13 protein-coding genes are annotated in these 14,877 nt (G+C 57.1%); 6 read left to right on the top strand and 7 right to left on the bottom strand.

Annotated elements, in window-relative coordinates:
• The first annotated feature begins 223 nt into the window (after window positions 1–223).
• The 6 genes from ACEN93_RS04360 to ACEN93_RS04335 all read left to right on the top strand — a co-directional run bounded on the left by ACEN93_RS04360 (window position 224) and on the right by ACEN93_RS04335 (window position 6,743).
• Window positions 224–3,688: a DUF637 domain-containing protein gene (locus ACEN93_RS04360; protein WP_495611114.1), complete on the top strand. Its 3,465-nt coding sequence runs from the start codon at window positions 224–226 to the stop codon at window positions 3,686–3,688.
• The gene (locus ACEN93_RS04355; protein ID WP_080770591.1) at window positions 3,685–4,164 is read left to right on the top strand and encodes a pentapeptide repeat-containing protein; all 480 of its coding nucleotides are present in this window, start codon (window positions 3,685–3,687) and stop codon (window positions 4,162–4,164) included. The genes ACEN93_RS04360 and ACEN93_RS04355 overlap by 4 nt, the downstream gene beginning before the upstream one ends.
• Before the next feature lie 297 nt (window positions 4,165–4,461).
• A complete protein-coding gene (locus tag ACEN93_RS04350; RefSeq protein ID WP_414881888.1) occupies window positions 4,462–4,869 on the top strand; it encodes an Imm63 family immunity protein in 408 nt (135 codons plus the stop codon).
• A gap of 79 nt (window positions 4,870–4,948) precedes the next feature.
• On the top strand, window positions 4,949–5,251 hold the full coding sequence (locus tag ACEN93_RS04345; protein ID WP_414881887.1) for a hypothetical protein: 303 nt from the start codon (window positions 4,949–4,951) through the stop codon (window positions 5,249–5,251).
• 727 nt (window positions 5,252–5,978) lie between these two features.
• On the top strand, window positions 5,979–6,341 hold the full coding sequence (gene cdiI / locus ACEN93_RS04340) for a ribonuclease toxin immunity protein CdiI (RefSeq protein ID WP_414881886.1): 363 nt from the start codon (window positions 5,979–5,981) through the stop codon (window positions 6,339–6,341).
• Window positions 6,342–6,437: 96 nt separating this feature from the next.
• Entirely contained in the window at window positions 6,438–6,743 is a 306-nt protein-coding gene (locus ACEN93_RS04335) for a hypothetical protein (protein WP_039766835.1), read from the top strand.
• 267 nt (window positions 6,744–7,010) lie between these two features.
• Here ACEN93_RS04335 and ACEN93_RS04330 read toward each other — a convergent pair whose 3' ends face one another.
• The 7 genes from ACEN93_RS04330 to ACEN93_RS04300 all read right to left on the bottom strand — a co-directional run bounded on the left by ACEN93_RS04330 (window position 7,011) and on the right by ACEN93_RS04300 (window position 14,429).
• Complete coding sequence (locus ACEN93_RS04330; protein ID WP_495611113.1) at window positions 7,011–8,651, bottom strand: BatD family protein; 1,641 nt, start codon at window positions 8,649–8,651, stop codon at window positions 7,011–7,013.
• Window positions 8,648–10,384 (bottom strand): vWA domain-containing protein, encoded by a 1,737-nt coding sequence (locus ACEN93_RS04325; RefSeq protein ID WP_495611112.1) that lies wholly within the window; start codon window positions 10,382–10,384, stop codon window positions 8,648–8,650. The genes ACEN93_RS04330 and ACEN93_RS04325 overlap by 4 nt, the downstream gene beginning before the upstream one ends.
• Entirely contained in the window at window positions 10,381–11,460 is a 1,080-nt protein-coding gene (locus tag ACEN93_RS04320) for a vWA domain-containing protein (protein ID WP_085610528.1), read from the bottom strand. The genes ACEN93_RS04325 and ACEN93_RS04320 overlap by 4 nt, the downstream gene beginning before the upstream one ends.
• Window positions 11,453–11,950 (bottom strand): DUF4381 domain-containing protein, encoded by a 498-nt coding sequence (locus tag ACEN93_RS04315; protein ID WP_039766825.1) that lies wholly within the window; start codon window positions 11,948–11,950, stop codon window positions 11,453–11,455. Before ACEN93_RS04315 ends, ACEN93_RS04320 begins: the two co-directional genes overlap by 8 nt.
• Window positions 11,947–12,891, bottom strand: coding sequence for a DUF58 domain-containing protein (locus ACEN93_RS04310; protein ID WP_007959332.1), 945 nt, complete (start codon window positions 12,889–12,891; stop codon window positions 11,947–11,949). The genes ACEN93_RS04315 and ACEN93_RS04310 overlap by 4 nt, the downstream gene beginning before the upstream one ends.
• A gap of 5 nt (window positions 12,892–12,896) precedes the next feature.
• Entirely contained in the window at window positions 12,897–13,856 is a 960-nt protein-coding gene (locus ACEN93_RS04305; protein ID WP_011334589.1) for an AAA family ATPase, read from the bottom strand.
• Between the two features lie 219 nt (window positions 13,857–14,075).
• On the bottom strand, window positions 14,076–14,429 hold the full coding sequence (locus ACEN93_RS04300; RefSeq protein ID WP_074688549.1) for a hypothetical protein: 354 nt from the start codon (window positions 14,427–14,429) through the stop codon (window positions 14,076–14,078).
• Window positions 14,430–14,877 lie beyond the last annotated feature (448 nt).

Raw genomic sequence — 14,877 nt, 5'->3', positions numbered from 1 at the left:
TGTTCCGTCTGAGCGGTCAAGGCGCGGCTGACCCGCACCCGTTGGCACAACCGGCCCGGCACCGACCTGGACGATGGGGGGGCAGGTTGTCTCTACCGAGGAGCATGTCGTGGCTGGCAGCAGTGGCGGCCCGCGTAATCTTTTCATTGATGCACCGCCCGCAGTCTCCGATAGCACGCGCGCGGTTGACACATTCCATCGGTCCCCGAGCGTGGTCACGGCGGTGGCCAGTACGGTCGATGTCAACGTGCCGGTGAAGTCGGCCGGTCCCGGCATGAAAGACCGCGGCAATGATGCCAGAGAGTCGATCGACACCCGTCCGGTGACTCGCGTTGCCGGACTGCCGGACACGAAGGCGCCGTCCAACGCGCACAAATACCTGATCGAAACCAACCCGGCACTGACCAACCTCAAGTCCTTCATGAGTTCGGACTACCTGCTCGGCAAACTCGGTTACGACCCGGATCAGAGCGCCAAGCGCCTCGGTGACGGCCTCTTTGAACAGCGTCTGGTACAGCAAGCCGTGACCGCGCGTACCGGCCAGGCTTTCATCGATGGCCGCAGCAACAACGAGGACATGTTCCGCTACCTGATGGATAACGCCATCGCCAGCAAGGACGCCCTCAACCTGTCGATGGGCGTGGGCCTCACGGCCGAACAAGTGGCGGCGCTGACCCACGATATCGTCTGGCTCGAAGAGCACGAAGTGAACGGCGAAAAAGTGCTGGTGCCGGTGCTGTACCTGGCCCAGGCCAACGGCCGTCTCGGCCCGACCGGCGCGCTGATTGCCGGTAAGGATGTGACGCTGATTGCCGGCGGGAATCTGGATAACGTCGGGACGTTGAAGGCGACGAATAATCTGTCGGCGACGGCGGGCAAGGACATCGTCAACAGCGGCCTGATCGAGGCGGGTAACCGTCTGGATCTGCTGGCGACCAACGACATCGTCAACAAGTCCGGCGGCATCATCACCGGGCGCGATGTGAACCTGACCACGCTCAAAGGCGATGTGATAAACGAGCGGACAATCACTTCCTACGACAACAGCACGCGGTATGGCACTCAGCATCATGACTATGCCGACAATGCGGCAAGGATAGAGGCCGCCAATGACCTCAGCGTCAAATCGGCCAAGGACATCAACATCACTGGTGGTGTACTTCAAAGCGGCCAGGATACGGCCCTGAACGCCGGGCGAGACGTCAATGTGACGTCGGTTCAAGTGACAAACAGTGTTTTTCAAAACAGCAACCATAACCGCAGTGATATCACCCAATTGGGTGCAGAGATCGACGCCGGACGCGATTTTAATGCTGGCGCCAAACGCGATATCAATATCATTGCCAGTCAGGTTGACGCCAATCGCGATGTATCAATGTCCGCTACTGAGAACTTGTTCATCAGTTCCGCTGCGGACGAGCAGCACTCCTTATCCAAGAGTAAAAAGCTCACCATTCAAGAGGATCACGTTAGTCAGGTCATGGCAGGAGTGAGCGCTGGCGGCAACCTAATACTTGGCGCAGGCGATAATCTGACGGTTGTTTCCAGTCGCATCACAGCAGGCGATGAAGCCTACCTTGTGGCGGGAAACAATCTCGAGATTCTTGCGGCTCAGGACACTGATTACTCCCTGTACGACAAAAAGAAAAAGGGCTCATTCGGATCCAAGGCAACCAAGCGTGATGAAGTTACGGATGTGAAAAACATCGGTAGCGAAATCAAAACGGGAGGTGACCTGACCATCAGGAGCGGCGGGGATCAGCGATATCAGGCTGCCCAGCTTCAGAGCGGTAGTAATCTGGCACTGATCAGTGACGGTCAGATCACCTTCGAGTCAGTTAAAGATCTACATCAGGAGAGCCACGAGAAGAGCAGCAGCAGTCTGGCTTGGAACAGTGCCAAGGGGCGGGGTAACACCGACGAAACCTTGCGTCAGACTCAGATGGTGGCCCAAGGGCAATTGACCATCAAGGCGGTTGATGGTCTGAAAATCGATATCAAACAGATCAATCAGAAGTCGGTAAGTCAGGCCATTGATGCGATGGTTCAGGCCGATCCGCAATTAGCTTGGCTCAAGGATGCCGAGCAACGTGGTGACGTGGACTGGCGCAAGGTGCAGGAGGTTCACGAAAGCTTCAAATACAGCCAGTCGGGGCTCGGTCAGGGTGCGATGTTGGCCATCATGATCATTGTCACGGCTCTGACCGCGGGCGCTGCGAGCGCGGCCTTAGGTACGGCTGCTGGAGCAACGGCGGGTTCTGGATCTGCCATGGCGGCCGCCAGCGCTACGACTGCTGCTGGGTGGGCTAACGTCGCCGCCACAGCTGTGGTGACATCTGCTGCCAGTGGCGCGGTGATCAGCACGATCAACAACAGAGGCAATCTGGGGAATGTCATCAAGGACGTGACTTCCACTGATAGCCTGAAGAACTACGTGCTGGCTGGTGTAAGTGCTGGCATCGGTGGTCAGGGTATCGGTGTCCGGCTGGCCGTGAACTCTGCCTTGAAAACAGTGGTAAATGGCGGAAAGTTCAAAGACAACCTGAGCCAGGCTGCTATCGGAATGGCCGCTGACGCTCTGAGTGGAGCCATCTACGAGCGAGTGGGTGACAGTCTGGTCGGCAGTGGTTTGCCAACCAAGGTCGCCGTGCATGCCATCGTCGGAGGGCTGATCGGTGAGGCAGCAGGAGGAGACTTTGCTACAGCCGCTCTGGCGGCGGGAGCCAACAAAGCTTTAATTCAGATGTTTGGGGACAAGATTTTCCCTGGGGTGGCTCATCAGCAAGTACTGGCGATGACTTCGCAACTGATTGGCATGACCGTGGCAGCGGCTGCTGGCGGAAGTGACAAGGATCAGCAGGTAGCGGGTTGGGTCGCGCAGCAGGGTACGATTTACAACTATCTTGATCACGATCAAAGAGAGAGGTTGGCCACGCAACTCGAGGAGGCATGCAAGGGTAACGTCAAGTGCATTCAGGCCACTCTGGATCAGTGGAAACCGGTAGCAGACAAGCAAAATATGTTTACGCCTGCCGAGCAGGCTCAATATGACCAAGCCCAAAGTATTCTTACTGGAAAGTTGCTGCAGAACTGTCAGACGACGACCTGTATCACCTTTACGCTAATCAAGATGAAGGAAGCGGGGCTTAACTGCGGCGATATCTCCTGCCTGCGTGAATCAGCAGGTGAGACCCAGAAGGCACAGTATTTCAACCAGGGACAATGGGGCAAGCTACTACTCGACGCTCTTGGAGATGGTGGAGCGATCGCGGGGGCACTGGGGCCTCTATTATCAGGTGGCTCGAAGTTTGTTTCTGGCGCCGGAACGGTTATTGATGAGGCTGCTGACGTTGTAAAAACAGTGGCACCTCTAGTTTCAAAAGGGTCAGAAGTAACGGCGGAAATCATTCAAAAGGCACTGCAAGGTGATCCTGCCATCAGCGGACAAAAACTTGTTTCGCTACCTGCGGTTCAGAGGTATGTTGATCGTCTCTTGAATGGTGACGTTGCTCCACCCATAAAGATGGATGGAAACATAATCGTTGACGGAAATCATCGCTATATTGCTGCGAAAATACTAGGGCGGACTCCAGAGGTGACTCCAGGGACTTTACCCCCTAATAAGGTTGGCCAAACCAGGCCTATCTCCGAAGTGATAGTCGATCCGGTAGATTGGGGGAATAGATGATAGTTATTAAATATGAAACAGGTGGGGAGTTGATTTTGCCGTTGTCTAGTCTTGTCAACTCAAGGCTGAATTCGTTGGAATTGCACCGTGCGATTTTTGACAATATAGATGTTTCTGGAGCTGAATTTACAGGTTCAAATTTGAGGGGTGCGTCTTTCAATCGAGCCGTGATGGAAAAAGCAGTCCTTTGCAGTGTTGCGATAATGAATGCAAGTTTTGTGGAAGCAAGGATGAGGGAAGCTAACCTTTCGAACAGTATCGCGAGTGGGGCTGACTTTTCCCGGGCAGATCTTTCAAAGTCTAGGTTTGATGGTGCTGATGTTTTTTATGCAAACTTTGAAGGTGCCAACTTGTGTGATGTAAACTTGGACGTTGGGAGGGTGGAAGGGGCTGTCTTTAAAGGAGCTCTGTACAATGAAGGAACGCAATGGCCTGAAGGGTTGGATCCAGGAGCCTTGGGTGCGGTTAAGGTTTGACTGTTTTGAGTAAGTATAAAAGGCAAAAAGGCGACAGATTTGAATGGCACTTACTTAACACCTAACCGATCGAGCTGAAAAGCAAAAAATGAAGAGGGGCTGGCCTTGGTCCACGGTGATAGTTGCGAACACACCAGAAAACCAAGGACACAGCCCACATGGGTCGTAGACGCCAAATTCTCCAGCATCAACAGCAACGTTTTCGCCGCCAAATAAAAAAAAGGGGGCAGATTTATTTGATTAAATAAATCTGCCCCCTTTTGATGAAAGAAGGTTGCCTGAGGGGAACTAATTAATATGAGCTCAGTCATTGAAGAAATACAAAAGGCCATTTGCTCGCTGGGTGAGCGAATTGGTGCTCCAGGTTCTCTTTTGATTGTTAAAAGCAGTTCGCCAGAAGATGGAAGCCCCCATGTGGAGGTTAAGTCGGACGAGTTTAATTATGTATGCTCTGAGAGGGGTTTTGAAATATACAGAAGACGCACAACCTCTTTGGATGAGTTGCTGTATTGGATAATTAGTGGTGTGGCCTTTAAATTGGCTTCAGACTACGAATTGGCTAATAGAGTTGTTGGTGTCGACTCGCGGAGGCTGCTTTTTTCACAATATGTATCAATTCTTGGGCGGATCAGTGATGAGTGGAAAAAAAGGGCTTCTGATGAGGTGGAGTTAATATTGATCAACGCCCCGTACTTGGATGTATAGAAAAAAAGGGGGACGAAAAAAAGGGGGACAGATTTATTTGATTAAATAAATCTGTCCCCTTTGTAGTATGGAGATGGCATTGTCTGATCTGGGCGGAGCGCAGGGCGTTGTGGAAAACGCATACTATATTTCAGCGTATGAGCTTTTAGGTAGTGCGTTGGTGTCCGCCAATTCATTCCAAAGTCTTTTGATTTTCTTCAAGGATTTTCAACGTTGCCTGGGTGAAGGGGTGGAGCAGCGTTATTACTTTGTAGAGTCTATAGTCGACTGTTTCTCAGCCCGAGGAGACAATGTTGCCGCTCTCATCGATGCAGCACCTTCAAGTTATAGGATTTACTTGCATAAAAAGTTTCCAAAAAAGGGGGCGGATTTATTTGATTAAATAAATCTGTCCCCTTTGTATATTTAGAGAGAGGTGTATATGATTTGCCCAAGATGTCAGCAGGACGACGTTATCAAAGCGATGATAAAAGCAAATAAGTCGATTGTTTTTATTTGCCCTGAGTGCGAATCGACGTGGTTTTCGATCGACGAAATAAAGTTTCCCGGGTTTGTGGATTACATGACTTATATGAGCAGTATTGGTCTGTCCCATCTGTGGGATGAGTTGGAAATTATTTCGGAAAAAATATAGGTGCTTAAAAAATGGGACTAAAAAATGGGGCAGATTTATTTGATTGATAAATCTGTCCCATTTTTTAGTCCTTTTTAGAATCTATTTGGCTTTTTATTTGGGTGGCGTGGCTAATAAGTCGTTTGAGTTTTATTAGGAAGTAAACAGTGAGAAATAATATCGTCTCTCGTGTGATGATTTTTTGCGGCCTGCTTGGGATGGTGTTGTCAGTATGTTTTATAATTTCCTTAGTGATGGTTTCGTTGCTGATGTTTTTTCTATATTTTTTTTGCGAGCCTGATTTTAATGTGCTCTTTCTGTGGATTGGTATGCCGTTGACGTTGCTCTTGTCTATTTGGTGGGCGGGCAAAAATCTCGATTATATAAAAAGAGCTATGGATGGACGTTAATTGAGAAGAGGTAAGAAAGGGGGGCGGAATTATTTAATTAAATAAATCTGTCCTACTTTTTTACGAATTAGAAGTTTGAGGTGCATATGAGAGAGTTGTTCGGTCAGCCATATAGCCAGTCAGACCCTATTTGGATTGTTAAAGGGTATTTTGACAGGATGTATAATGACGGCCGTTTTATCGAGGCGGTTGGCTATCTTGTGAAAAGATGGGGGTTCAGTGTGGATGGGGCATACTGTAACTTTCCTGATGAAAGCAGCCCGTTCGACGAAGAACACTTCGAGGGGGTGGAATTTTCCTATGGCTATCCCCCGAGTGATGAGGACTCCATCGTCGTCAGCGAATCGGTTTGTACTGAGTATCTTCGGCTAGCTTGTGAGAAGTACCTTCAGCGTCATCCTGAAGATAAGGCGAAGATAGAAGAACTCTTGCGGGTTGTCTCTTTTTGAATTTAAGAAAAAGGGACAGATTTATTTGATTAAATAAATCTGTCCCCTTTGTATTTGTATAGAAAATGAAGCACGAAGAATTCCAGAGGTAATAGAGTGATTACGGAAGATTTAGAGATCGTCAAAAAAATTTTTCAGATGATCGAAGGCGGAATAGTTCATGGCTATGATGCATTTCGCTACGAGGTGGAAGTGGGTGAAAGCTATATGGAAGCCGAACTGGCAGTGGAAAAGGATGGTGTCAGTGTGACAGATGCGGAAGTTGATTTTGATATTTCAGATCTGTATTTTTTGGTGAAAGAACTAAAAGCCAATGCGGTTCGGCGTGGTGAACCATGGTTGTCTTTTGTCATGTCCTATTGTGAAGGTTGGCAAGTCACGACTAAGTTTAACTATGAATGATGCAGGGATATAAGAAGCAGGTGTTTTGTTTAGGCTAAAAAGGGGGCGGATTTATTTGATCTAATAAATCTGTCCCCTTTTTATAGCCAATGAAGAGGAAACGGGTTCGACGGGTTCAACCGATCAGGTTGAATTGGAGAGCAATCCCTGCAGTTGAAACTGCAGGGCGCGGTAGCTTTTAACCTTGACTTGAGACCGGCTAATGGGTGTCCCCTTTAGTGGTCGTCCCCTTTTTGAGGCTGTATATGTGGGAAGCCGGGGACGACCCTACTTCGGATAAAGCGGCGGCAACCCACTATCCCCAACCGGATCCTGCACCCGCTCCGCCGTCGGAATCGTCCGGATCGCTCGCCACAGATCCTCACCCTGCCAATGCTGCCCCGTCTCGCTGTACAGCGCGCCGTTCAAACCATCGAGCGCATCCGACAGCGGCACAAACCGCGCCGCCATGTCCGCCAGGGTTTCCGGCTGCTGGCGGGCCCAGGCGTCGAGGGCCTGGCGGGTGGCGTGGGGGTCGTTGGCCTGGCTGGCGCGTTTGATGTCGTCGAGCAGGGTGCGCGGGCTCGGGCCGGTTTGTGCGGCGCGCAGGATTGCGGGTTGCCAGCGGGCACGCCACCAGAGGCCGAAGCCGAGCAGGGTGGTGCAGGCGAAAACGAAGGTGCTGAGTTTCCACCACCACAAGGCTTCGCTGTCGGCCGCGCTGAGTGGTTGCGCGTTGCCCGCCGGGGTGTCGACTTGCAGGCTTGGGTTGTTCGCCACTTGCAGGGTGCGCGCCGGCAGGCTGGTGTGTTCCAGGTGATCTTCGAAGGTGTTCCACCAGACCACGTCCACCGTTGGCAACTCGATCGAGCCACTGCGGCTCGGCACCAGCGCTTCACGTTCTTCGCGGCTGCCGATCAGGCCGCGGTCGCTGCTCTGGTTGTTCAGCACCGGTTGATCCGGGTAGCGGCGCAGGCCGTTGGCTTCGGTGGCGGGCAGGGCGGGCAGTTGTGAACTGGCCAAGCCTTCGACCTTGAGGGTCAGGCTGCGGGTCAGGGAGTCGCCGACCTGAGTGTGTTCCGGCTCCGGGTTCCAGCTTTCGCTCAGGCTCAGGCTGCGGGCCGGCAGCCACGGCGCATCGCTGGGGTAGGTCATCGGTTTGGGTTTGACCGTTAGCGAAGTTGCGGCGGAGCTGATGTGCATCAGTTTGCCCGGCTTCGGCCCCTGCGCCGTGGCGTCCTGTGAGGGTTGGGTATCGACCAGAGTGGCGCTGAAGGTCTGCGGAGCGATGCTCAGCAACCCGCTGTGCTGCGGATAGATCGCGTAGCGCATCTCGATCACGCCATGGCGCACACCGTTGATGTCTTTTTCGTAGGTGCGCATGTCGCCCAGTTGCTCGATGCGCGCGTCGGCGATCTGCAACGGCGTCAGGCTGCTGTCGTCGTACAGCGACACTGAATGGTAGATGCGCAACGTCAGGATGGCCTGAGCCTGCACATACACACTGGTTTGGTCGAGGCTGGCTTCGATGAACACTGGTTCGCGGGCATTGTTTTCTTCGCGGGTGTCGCTCTCGATCACTTGTACGGTGATCGGCTGGCTCTCGACGTCGCCCAGTTTCAGCGGCGGGATTTCAACGCTGCCGTTCTGCTTCGGCAGCAGGGTGATGATCCAGCGAGTGGTGGCGCGGTTGTCTTCGTTGAGGGTGTTCAACTGGTTGACCTGACGCGTGCCGCGCACTTCGAACAGCGGCTCCAGCGGGCTCAGGTCCGGTTTGCCGAACTGCGTGACATCGTTGGATTCGAGGGTGAGTTCGACCGTCTCGCCGGAGTTCAGGCGACTGCGATCCACACTGGCGGTCAGCTCGGCCGCCTGGGCGGTGGCCGTGCAGATCAGCAGGGGCAGCAAGAGAGCGGTGAAACGGGTCATCGAATGTTTTCCTGATCCTGATGTTGTTGCTGTTCGTACCAGAATTTGCGTCGCAGCAGTTCGCCCGGATCATCCGGGATCTTGCCGAGCCATTGTTCCAGCGCCTGCTGTTGCTCGCCTTCGAGGGTGTCCTCATTGGGGCGCAGCAGCGGCGGGTTGTTCTGTTCCTTGCCCGGTTCGCTGTCCGGCAGCTCGTTGGCACCCGGCAGCGGCGGGGTGGTCGGCGGCGGTTCGCTGGCGGATTCGCCGGTCTGCGGCTCGCTCTGGGTTTCGCTTTTGACCGCTGGCGGCGGAGCGGTCGTTGGCGGTGGTTCATCGCCCGGTAGGTTTGGCTGCGCCGGTTTGTCTTGCGGTTCGGCCGGCGGCGGGGCGTTTTTCTGTTTCAGCAGGTTTTCCACCAGCGCCTTGTTGGTCAGCGCCGGGCGCAGATCCGGCTGGCGTTCCAGGGCCTGTTCATAGGCGTCCAGCGCCGCTTCCAGCTCGCCGCTTCTGGCCAGGGCATTGCCACGATTGTAGTGGGCGTGGGCGTCATTGCCCTCGGCGAAACGCTGAGCGGCGCCACTGTAGTCGCCGGCCTCGTACAACGCCACCCCTTGCCATTGCGGATCTTCGAAATGCTTCGCTGCCTCGGCCGGGCGCTTCTGTTTGAGCAGGTGCAGGCCTTGCTGATCGGGACGCAGCCACAGGTCTTCGAAGTCGAAGGCGTAGCTCGGTTGCGGCAATGCCAGCAGCAACGGCAGGCAGAACAGCCAGCCACGCCGCCCGGCGCACGCGGCAAGCAACAACAGCGGCAACAGCAGCCAGTAACCCTGATCGGCCCAGGTGTCGAGTCGAACGGTCTGGCCATCGCTGCGCAGGCTGCGCGGGCCATCGAGCAGGCCGAGGTCGCCCAGATCGGATTCATCCAGCCGTGCGCTGCGGTACTCGCCGCCGACCGCGTTGAGAAATGCGCCGAGGCCCGGGCTGTCGAGTTGCGGCACGCGGATTGCGCCCTGGGCATCCTTGAGGAAACTGCCGTCTTCCTGAGCAATCGGCGCGCCCTCGGCGGTGCCGACACCGAGCATCAACAATTGCGCCGATTGGCCACTGAGTGCATTGCGAATACCTTGGCGTTCTTCTTCCGACAGCGAAGAGCCAATCAGCAGAATCCGCCCCTGACCCAACGCACCCTGCTTGAGCAGCGCCAGCGCCTTGCTCACCGCCAGATCGGCGCGATGACCGCTTTCCGGCATCAGGGAAGGCTTGAGCGCGTCGAGCAGGTTGCGGCTGGTCGCCAGGTCATCCGACAGCGGCACCAGCGTATGGGCGCTGCCGGCGTAAACGACGATGGCGGTCTGGGCATCGCTGCGCACCTGCAACAGGTCGAACAGCTTGCGCCGGGCCTGTTCCAGTCGCGTCGGCGGCGAATCGGTGGCGAGCATTTCCGGGGTCAGTTCCAACACCACCACCAACGGGTCGGCGGGTTTCTGGCTGGTCTGTTCGACCCGTTCCCAGCTCGGCCCGAGCAACGCCAGAATCGTCAGCAGCCAGGCCACGCTCAGGGCGACCCAAGGCAACTTGCTGTCGCGACCGCTGCCGCCACTGAGCAACGTGGCGTGGAAGGCCGGCGGCAGAATCATCTGCCAGCGACCGGCGCGTTTCTGCCGGTGCCAGAGCTGCCAGATCAGCCAGCCGAGCACCGGCAGCAGCAACAGCCACCAGGGGCGGAACCAGTGCGGCCAGAGGGCGATCATCGACGCCTCCGCAAACGCAGGCGCTTGAGGCGCTCGCGCCAGTCAGGCAGAGGGCTTTGCAGATACAGCTCCTTGGTAAACAGCCGTTGCAGCGGGTTGTCCGGCCACAACACGCGGGCCACCAGCAGAATGCTCAGCAGCAGCGCGAATGCCAGCGGCCACTGATACAACGCCTGTGCCGGGCGGGCCTGGGTCGGTTGCTGAGTCACCGGTTCGAGCTGGTCGAGGGTGTCCTTGATCGCTTGCAGCTCCCTGCCATCGCGGGCACGGAAATAGCGCCCGCCGGTGACCTCGGCGATGGCCTTGAGCGCCGGTTCGTCGAGATCGAGGGTCGGGTTGCCGCCGAGCAACGCCGTGGCGCCGCTTTCTTCAGGATCGGCGCCGATGCCGATCGGGTAGATTTTCACGCCTTCGCTGGCGGCCAGTTTTGCGGCGGTCAGCGGATCGATTTCGCCCCCATTGTTGGCGCCGTCGGTGACCAGAATCAGCACCCGGCTCTGGGCCGGACGCATGCGCAGGCGCTTTAGGGCCAGGCCGATGGCGTCACCAATCGCGGTGTTCTTGCCGGCAATGCCGATCCGCGCTTCATCGAGCCAGACTCGAACGGTGCGCCGGTCAAACGTCAGGGGTGCTTGCAGATAAGCCTGGCTGCCAAACAGGATCAGACCGACGCGGTCGCCATCGCGGCTTTCGAGAAAATCACCGAGCAAATGCTGAACCAGCGACAGACGACTGACGTCTTCGTCGTTCCATTGCATGTCCGGGAAATCCATCGAGCCGGACACGTCCACGGCCACCAGCAGATCACGGCCGCTGGCGGCAATCGGCAGCGGTTCGCCGAGCCATTGCGGGCGGGCAGCAGCGGTCAGCAACATCAGCCACAACAACAGAAACGGCGCCTGCTGGCGCCAGGCCGGCAGGTTGGCGCGGGCGCGACGGCGGGCGAGACCTTCGAGGTCGCCCAGGAAACTCACTTTCAGCGCCGGCTCGCCGCTGTCGGCCACCGGCAGCACGAGGCGCATCAGCCACGGCAGCGGCAACAGCAGAAAGATCCACGGCCAGGCGAACTCAAACATGTTTGCGGATCCAGGTGTCGACTGCCTGGGTCAGGCCGGCGATGGCTTTGTCGTCGAGTTTGCACTCGGGTTTGTAGGCGCCTTCGACGAGCACCATCCAGCGGGTCAGGCCGGCGGCGGGGCAACGGTTGTCGAGAAACGCCAGCCATTTGCGCCCGTTGAGGGTATGGCTCTGGCTGTAGGGGTAATGGTTGCGGCACAGGCGCTTGAGCAGGCCGTTGAGCTGCTGCAGCCAGGCTCCGGCCGGGGCGCCGTCGTAGGGTTTGGGCATCTGCGCCAGTTCGGCGAGTGCAGCGATGCGCACCGGATCGAGCGGCAGTTCGGCGCGCACGACCGGTTTCTTCTTGATCGGAATGAAACGCCGCAGACGCCAGACCGCAAAGCCGATCACCGGCAGCAGCAAAAGCAGCAGCCACCAGCCCGGCGCCGGTGGCCAGAAGGCGATCGGTGGCGGGGAGATCAGCGGTTGCAGTTGTTCGAGGCCGTTCATCGACCTTTCCCCGGGCGTTGCGGGTTAAGAAACTCGCGCATTTGCTCGACCATTTCGCTCTGGGTGCTCAGCGGCATCAGCAGCACGCGCAGCTTCTGCGCGAGCAGTTCCCAGCGAGCGATCCGCGCTTCGGCCTGGGCGCGGTAGGTCTGGCGCAGGTCGAAATTCAGCGTGTCGAGTTCCAGTTGCGCACCGCGTTCGGCGAATCTCAGCAGCCCGGCGGCGGGCAGGGCGTGGTCCAGCGGATCGGAAAGCGGCAGCATCAAAAGGTCGCAATGGCGCGACAGCAGGCTCAACTGTTGCTCGGCGCTGTCGGACAGTGCGCGCTCGTCACAGATCACGATCACCAGACTGCCTGGTCGCAGCACCTCGCGGGCCCGGCGCAACGCCACGCCAAACGCATCGCGATCCGGCTCCCGCTCGCTGTGCAGCGACTGATTGACCTTCACCAGCCGGTTGAGCAGTTGCAACAGGCTCTGCTTGCTGCGGCGCGGTTTGATTTCGTAGTGCTCGTTGTCGCCGAACACCAGCCCGCCAACCCGATCGTTATGACCCAGTGCAGCCCAGCCGATCAGCGCCGCAGCCTGCGCCGCCAGAACCGACTTGAACATCAGCCCGGAGCCGAAAAACAGCCGCGTGCTTTGCTCGACCATGATGAAAATCGGCCGTTCGCGTTCTTCATGGAACAGTTTGGTGTGCGGTTCCTGCGTCCGTGCCGTCACGCGCCAGTCGATGGTGCGCACGTCGTCGCCGGCCTGATAGACCCGCACCTGATCGAAGTCCACGCCACGACCACGGAATTTCGAGTGATGCAGGCCGATCAGCGGGCTGCGCTGGCTCGGCGTGGAAAACAGCTGCACTTCGCGCACGCGGTGACGCATCTCGATCAGCTCGGCGAGGCTGATGCGGATGCCCGGTTCGGACGGCAGGGAGGCGTTCATCGGGGTCAAGCGACGGCTACGACGTCGAGAATCCGTTGCACCACCCGATCCTGGTCGATGCCGGCGGCTTCGGCCTCGAACGACAGAATGATGCGGTGACGCAACACGTCGAACAGCACCGCTTGGATGTCTTCCGGGCTGACGAAGTCGCGACCGGCCAGCCAGGCGTGGGCGCGGGCGCAGCGGTCGAGGGCGATCGAGCCACGGGGGCTGGCGCCGTAGGCGATCCACTCGGCCATTTCCGGGTCGAACTTGGCCGGGTTGCGCGTGGCCATGACCAGTTGCACCAGGTATTCCTCCACGGCGTCCGCCATGTACAGCCCGAGGATTTCCTTGCGCGCGGCGAAGATCGCCTGCTGGCTGACCCGGCGTTCGGGCTTGGTTTCGCCGTTGAGGGCTTCGCCCCGGGCCTGTTGCAGGATCCGGCGTTCGACGGCCGCGTCCGGGAAACCCATTTTCACGTGCATCAGGAAGCGGTCGAGCTGCGCTTCGGGCAGCGGGTAGGTGCCTTCCTGCTCGATCGGGTTCTGCGTGGCCATCACCAGAAACAGCGGCGACAACTCGTAAGTGCTGCGCCCGACACTGACCTGACGTTCGGCCATGGCTTCGAGCAAAGCTGATTGCACCTTGGCCGGGGCACGGTTGATTTCGTCCGCCAGCACCAGATTGTGGAAGATCGGGCCTTGCTGAAACACGAAACTGCCGGTTTCCGGGCGATAGATCTCGGTGCCGGTGATGTCGGCCGGCAGCAGGTCCGGGGTGAACTGGATGCGATGGAACTGGGCTTCGATGCCCTCGGCGAGCTCTTTGATCGCTTTGGTCTTGGCCAGACCCGGAGCGCCCTCGACCAGCATGTGGCCGTCGGCGAGCAGGGCGATGAGCAAGCGCTCGATGAGTTTTTCCTGGCCGAGAATCTGCGTTGAAAGAAAGGTTCGCAGCGCCAGCAGCGCTTCACGATGTTCCATCGATGACTGTTCCTGGAAAGGGTGGCCACAGGCGTTCGGATAACGCCGGGGCTGGGGGCGTTACTTTAATCCATCGCAGGGGGTGGCGACTAACGGCATTTTGCGCAAAGTGCGGAAAATGACCGGGGTAAATGTTGGAATTTTGTAGACAGGGAAAGGTGGGGAGTCAGTTCTGGCCCTATCGCTGGCTTGCCAGCGATGAGGGCAGTGCAGACGCCATCAAATCTGGCTGATATAGGTGCCAGTACCATCAAGAATGTTTTTCAGGGTTTCCTCAACCTCGGCCAGATCGACCATGTCCGGGTTGTAGGTGATTTCCAGCACATCATCCCCGTTCAGCGCATCGGCATCCGCCGCGGCGATTTCGATCTTCAGCAGTGTCCTGGTCAGGGTGACCTTGACGCCATCGAGCGTGGACGGCTCGCCATCCAGGGTGATCTCCAGCTCATCCTCGTCCGGATAGCGGCTCATCAGAAACATTTCACCCTTGTCGCTGTGGCAGCAGAGCATGGCCATGTTGTCTTCTTCGTCGTCGCACGGGTTGACGATCAAAAGGGCGGTGGTCATTTGCATGGGGAATTCCTGCCTCGGCGGGCGTGTTGGTCGCAATTGGGCGCGATTCTGCCAGCCCCCGGGAATTTCTGCATGTGAGAGTGTCAGAGCATGTGTCGTGAACGCGACACAGGTCAATGGTCATTCCTGGCACGCCTGTACCGTAAAAACGGGGATTCAGACCGGCGTTTCGCCCCATGAATGCTAGTGTTTACCGATGCGCACGCCTTGGTTTACGTGCCAATGACCGAATATGTCGCAGCACCGCAAGCAGACACATTGTCGCACCCATTAAGCTGCGCAACGGATGAGCACCCGTAAAGGCATTGCCAGGGCCCCGCGAGCGGCGCCGGTCAGTCGTTTTTGCAGATGCCCATTCATGGAAGGTGAATGTGACCTGAGTGTCTCGTCCAGCTTCACCCACCTGTCACCCTGTTTCCTCTGCCCGAGAATCAGGAACAGGGCGACG

The sequence above is a fragment of the Pseudomonas sp. Pseusp21 genome (assembly GCF_059492145.1).
This window is presented reverse-complemented; position numbering and strand designations above follow the sequence as displayed.

What these genes read in the sequence shown, in the direction of transcription:
- ACEN93_RS04310 (WP_007959332.1), bottom strand. Translation starts at nt 12,891, where the DNA reads ATGAACGCCTCCCTGCCGTCCGAACCGGGCATCCGCATCAGCCTCGCC.
- ACEN93_RS04320 (WP_085610528.1), bottom strand. Translation starts at nt 11,460, where the DNA reads ATGTTTGAGTTCGCCTGGCCGTGGATCTTTCTGCTGTTGCCGCTGCCG.
- ACEN93_RS04300 (WP_074688549.1), bottom strand. Translation starts at nt 14,429, where the DNA reads ATGCAAATGACCACCGCCCTTTTGATCGTCAACCCGTGCGACGACGAA.
- ACEN93_RS04325 (WP_495611112.1), bottom strand. Translation starts at nt 10,384, where the DNA reads ATGATCGCCCTCTGGCCGCACTGGTTCCGCCCCTGGTGGCTGTTGCTG.
- ACEN93_RS04350 (WP_414881888.1), top strand. Translation starts at nt 4,462, where the DNA reads ATGAGCTCAGTCATTGAAGAAATACAAAAGGCCATTTGCTCGCTGGGT.
- cdiI (WP_414881886.1), top strand. Translation starts at nt 5,979, where the DNA reads ATGAGAGAGTTGTTCGGTCAGCCATATAGCCAGTCAGACCCTATTTGG.
- ACEN93_RS04305 (WP_011334589.1), bottom strand. Translation starts at nt 13,856, where the DNA reads ATGGAACATCGTGAAGCGCTGCTGGCGCTGCGAACCTTTCTTTCAACG.
- ACEN93_RS04330 (WP_495611113.1), bottom strand. Translation starts at nt 8,651, where the DNA reads ATGACCCGTTTCACCGCTCTCTTGCTGCCCCTGCTGATCTGCACGGCC.
- ACEN93_RS04315 (WP_039766825.1), bottom strand. Translation starts at nt 11,950, where the DNA reads ATGAACGGCCTCGAACAACTGCAACCGCTGATCTCCCCGCCACCGATC.
- ACEN93_RS04355 (WP_080770591.1), top strand. Translation starts at nt 3,685, where the DNA reads ATGATAGTTATTAAATATGAAACAGGTGGGGAGTTGATTTTGCCGTTG.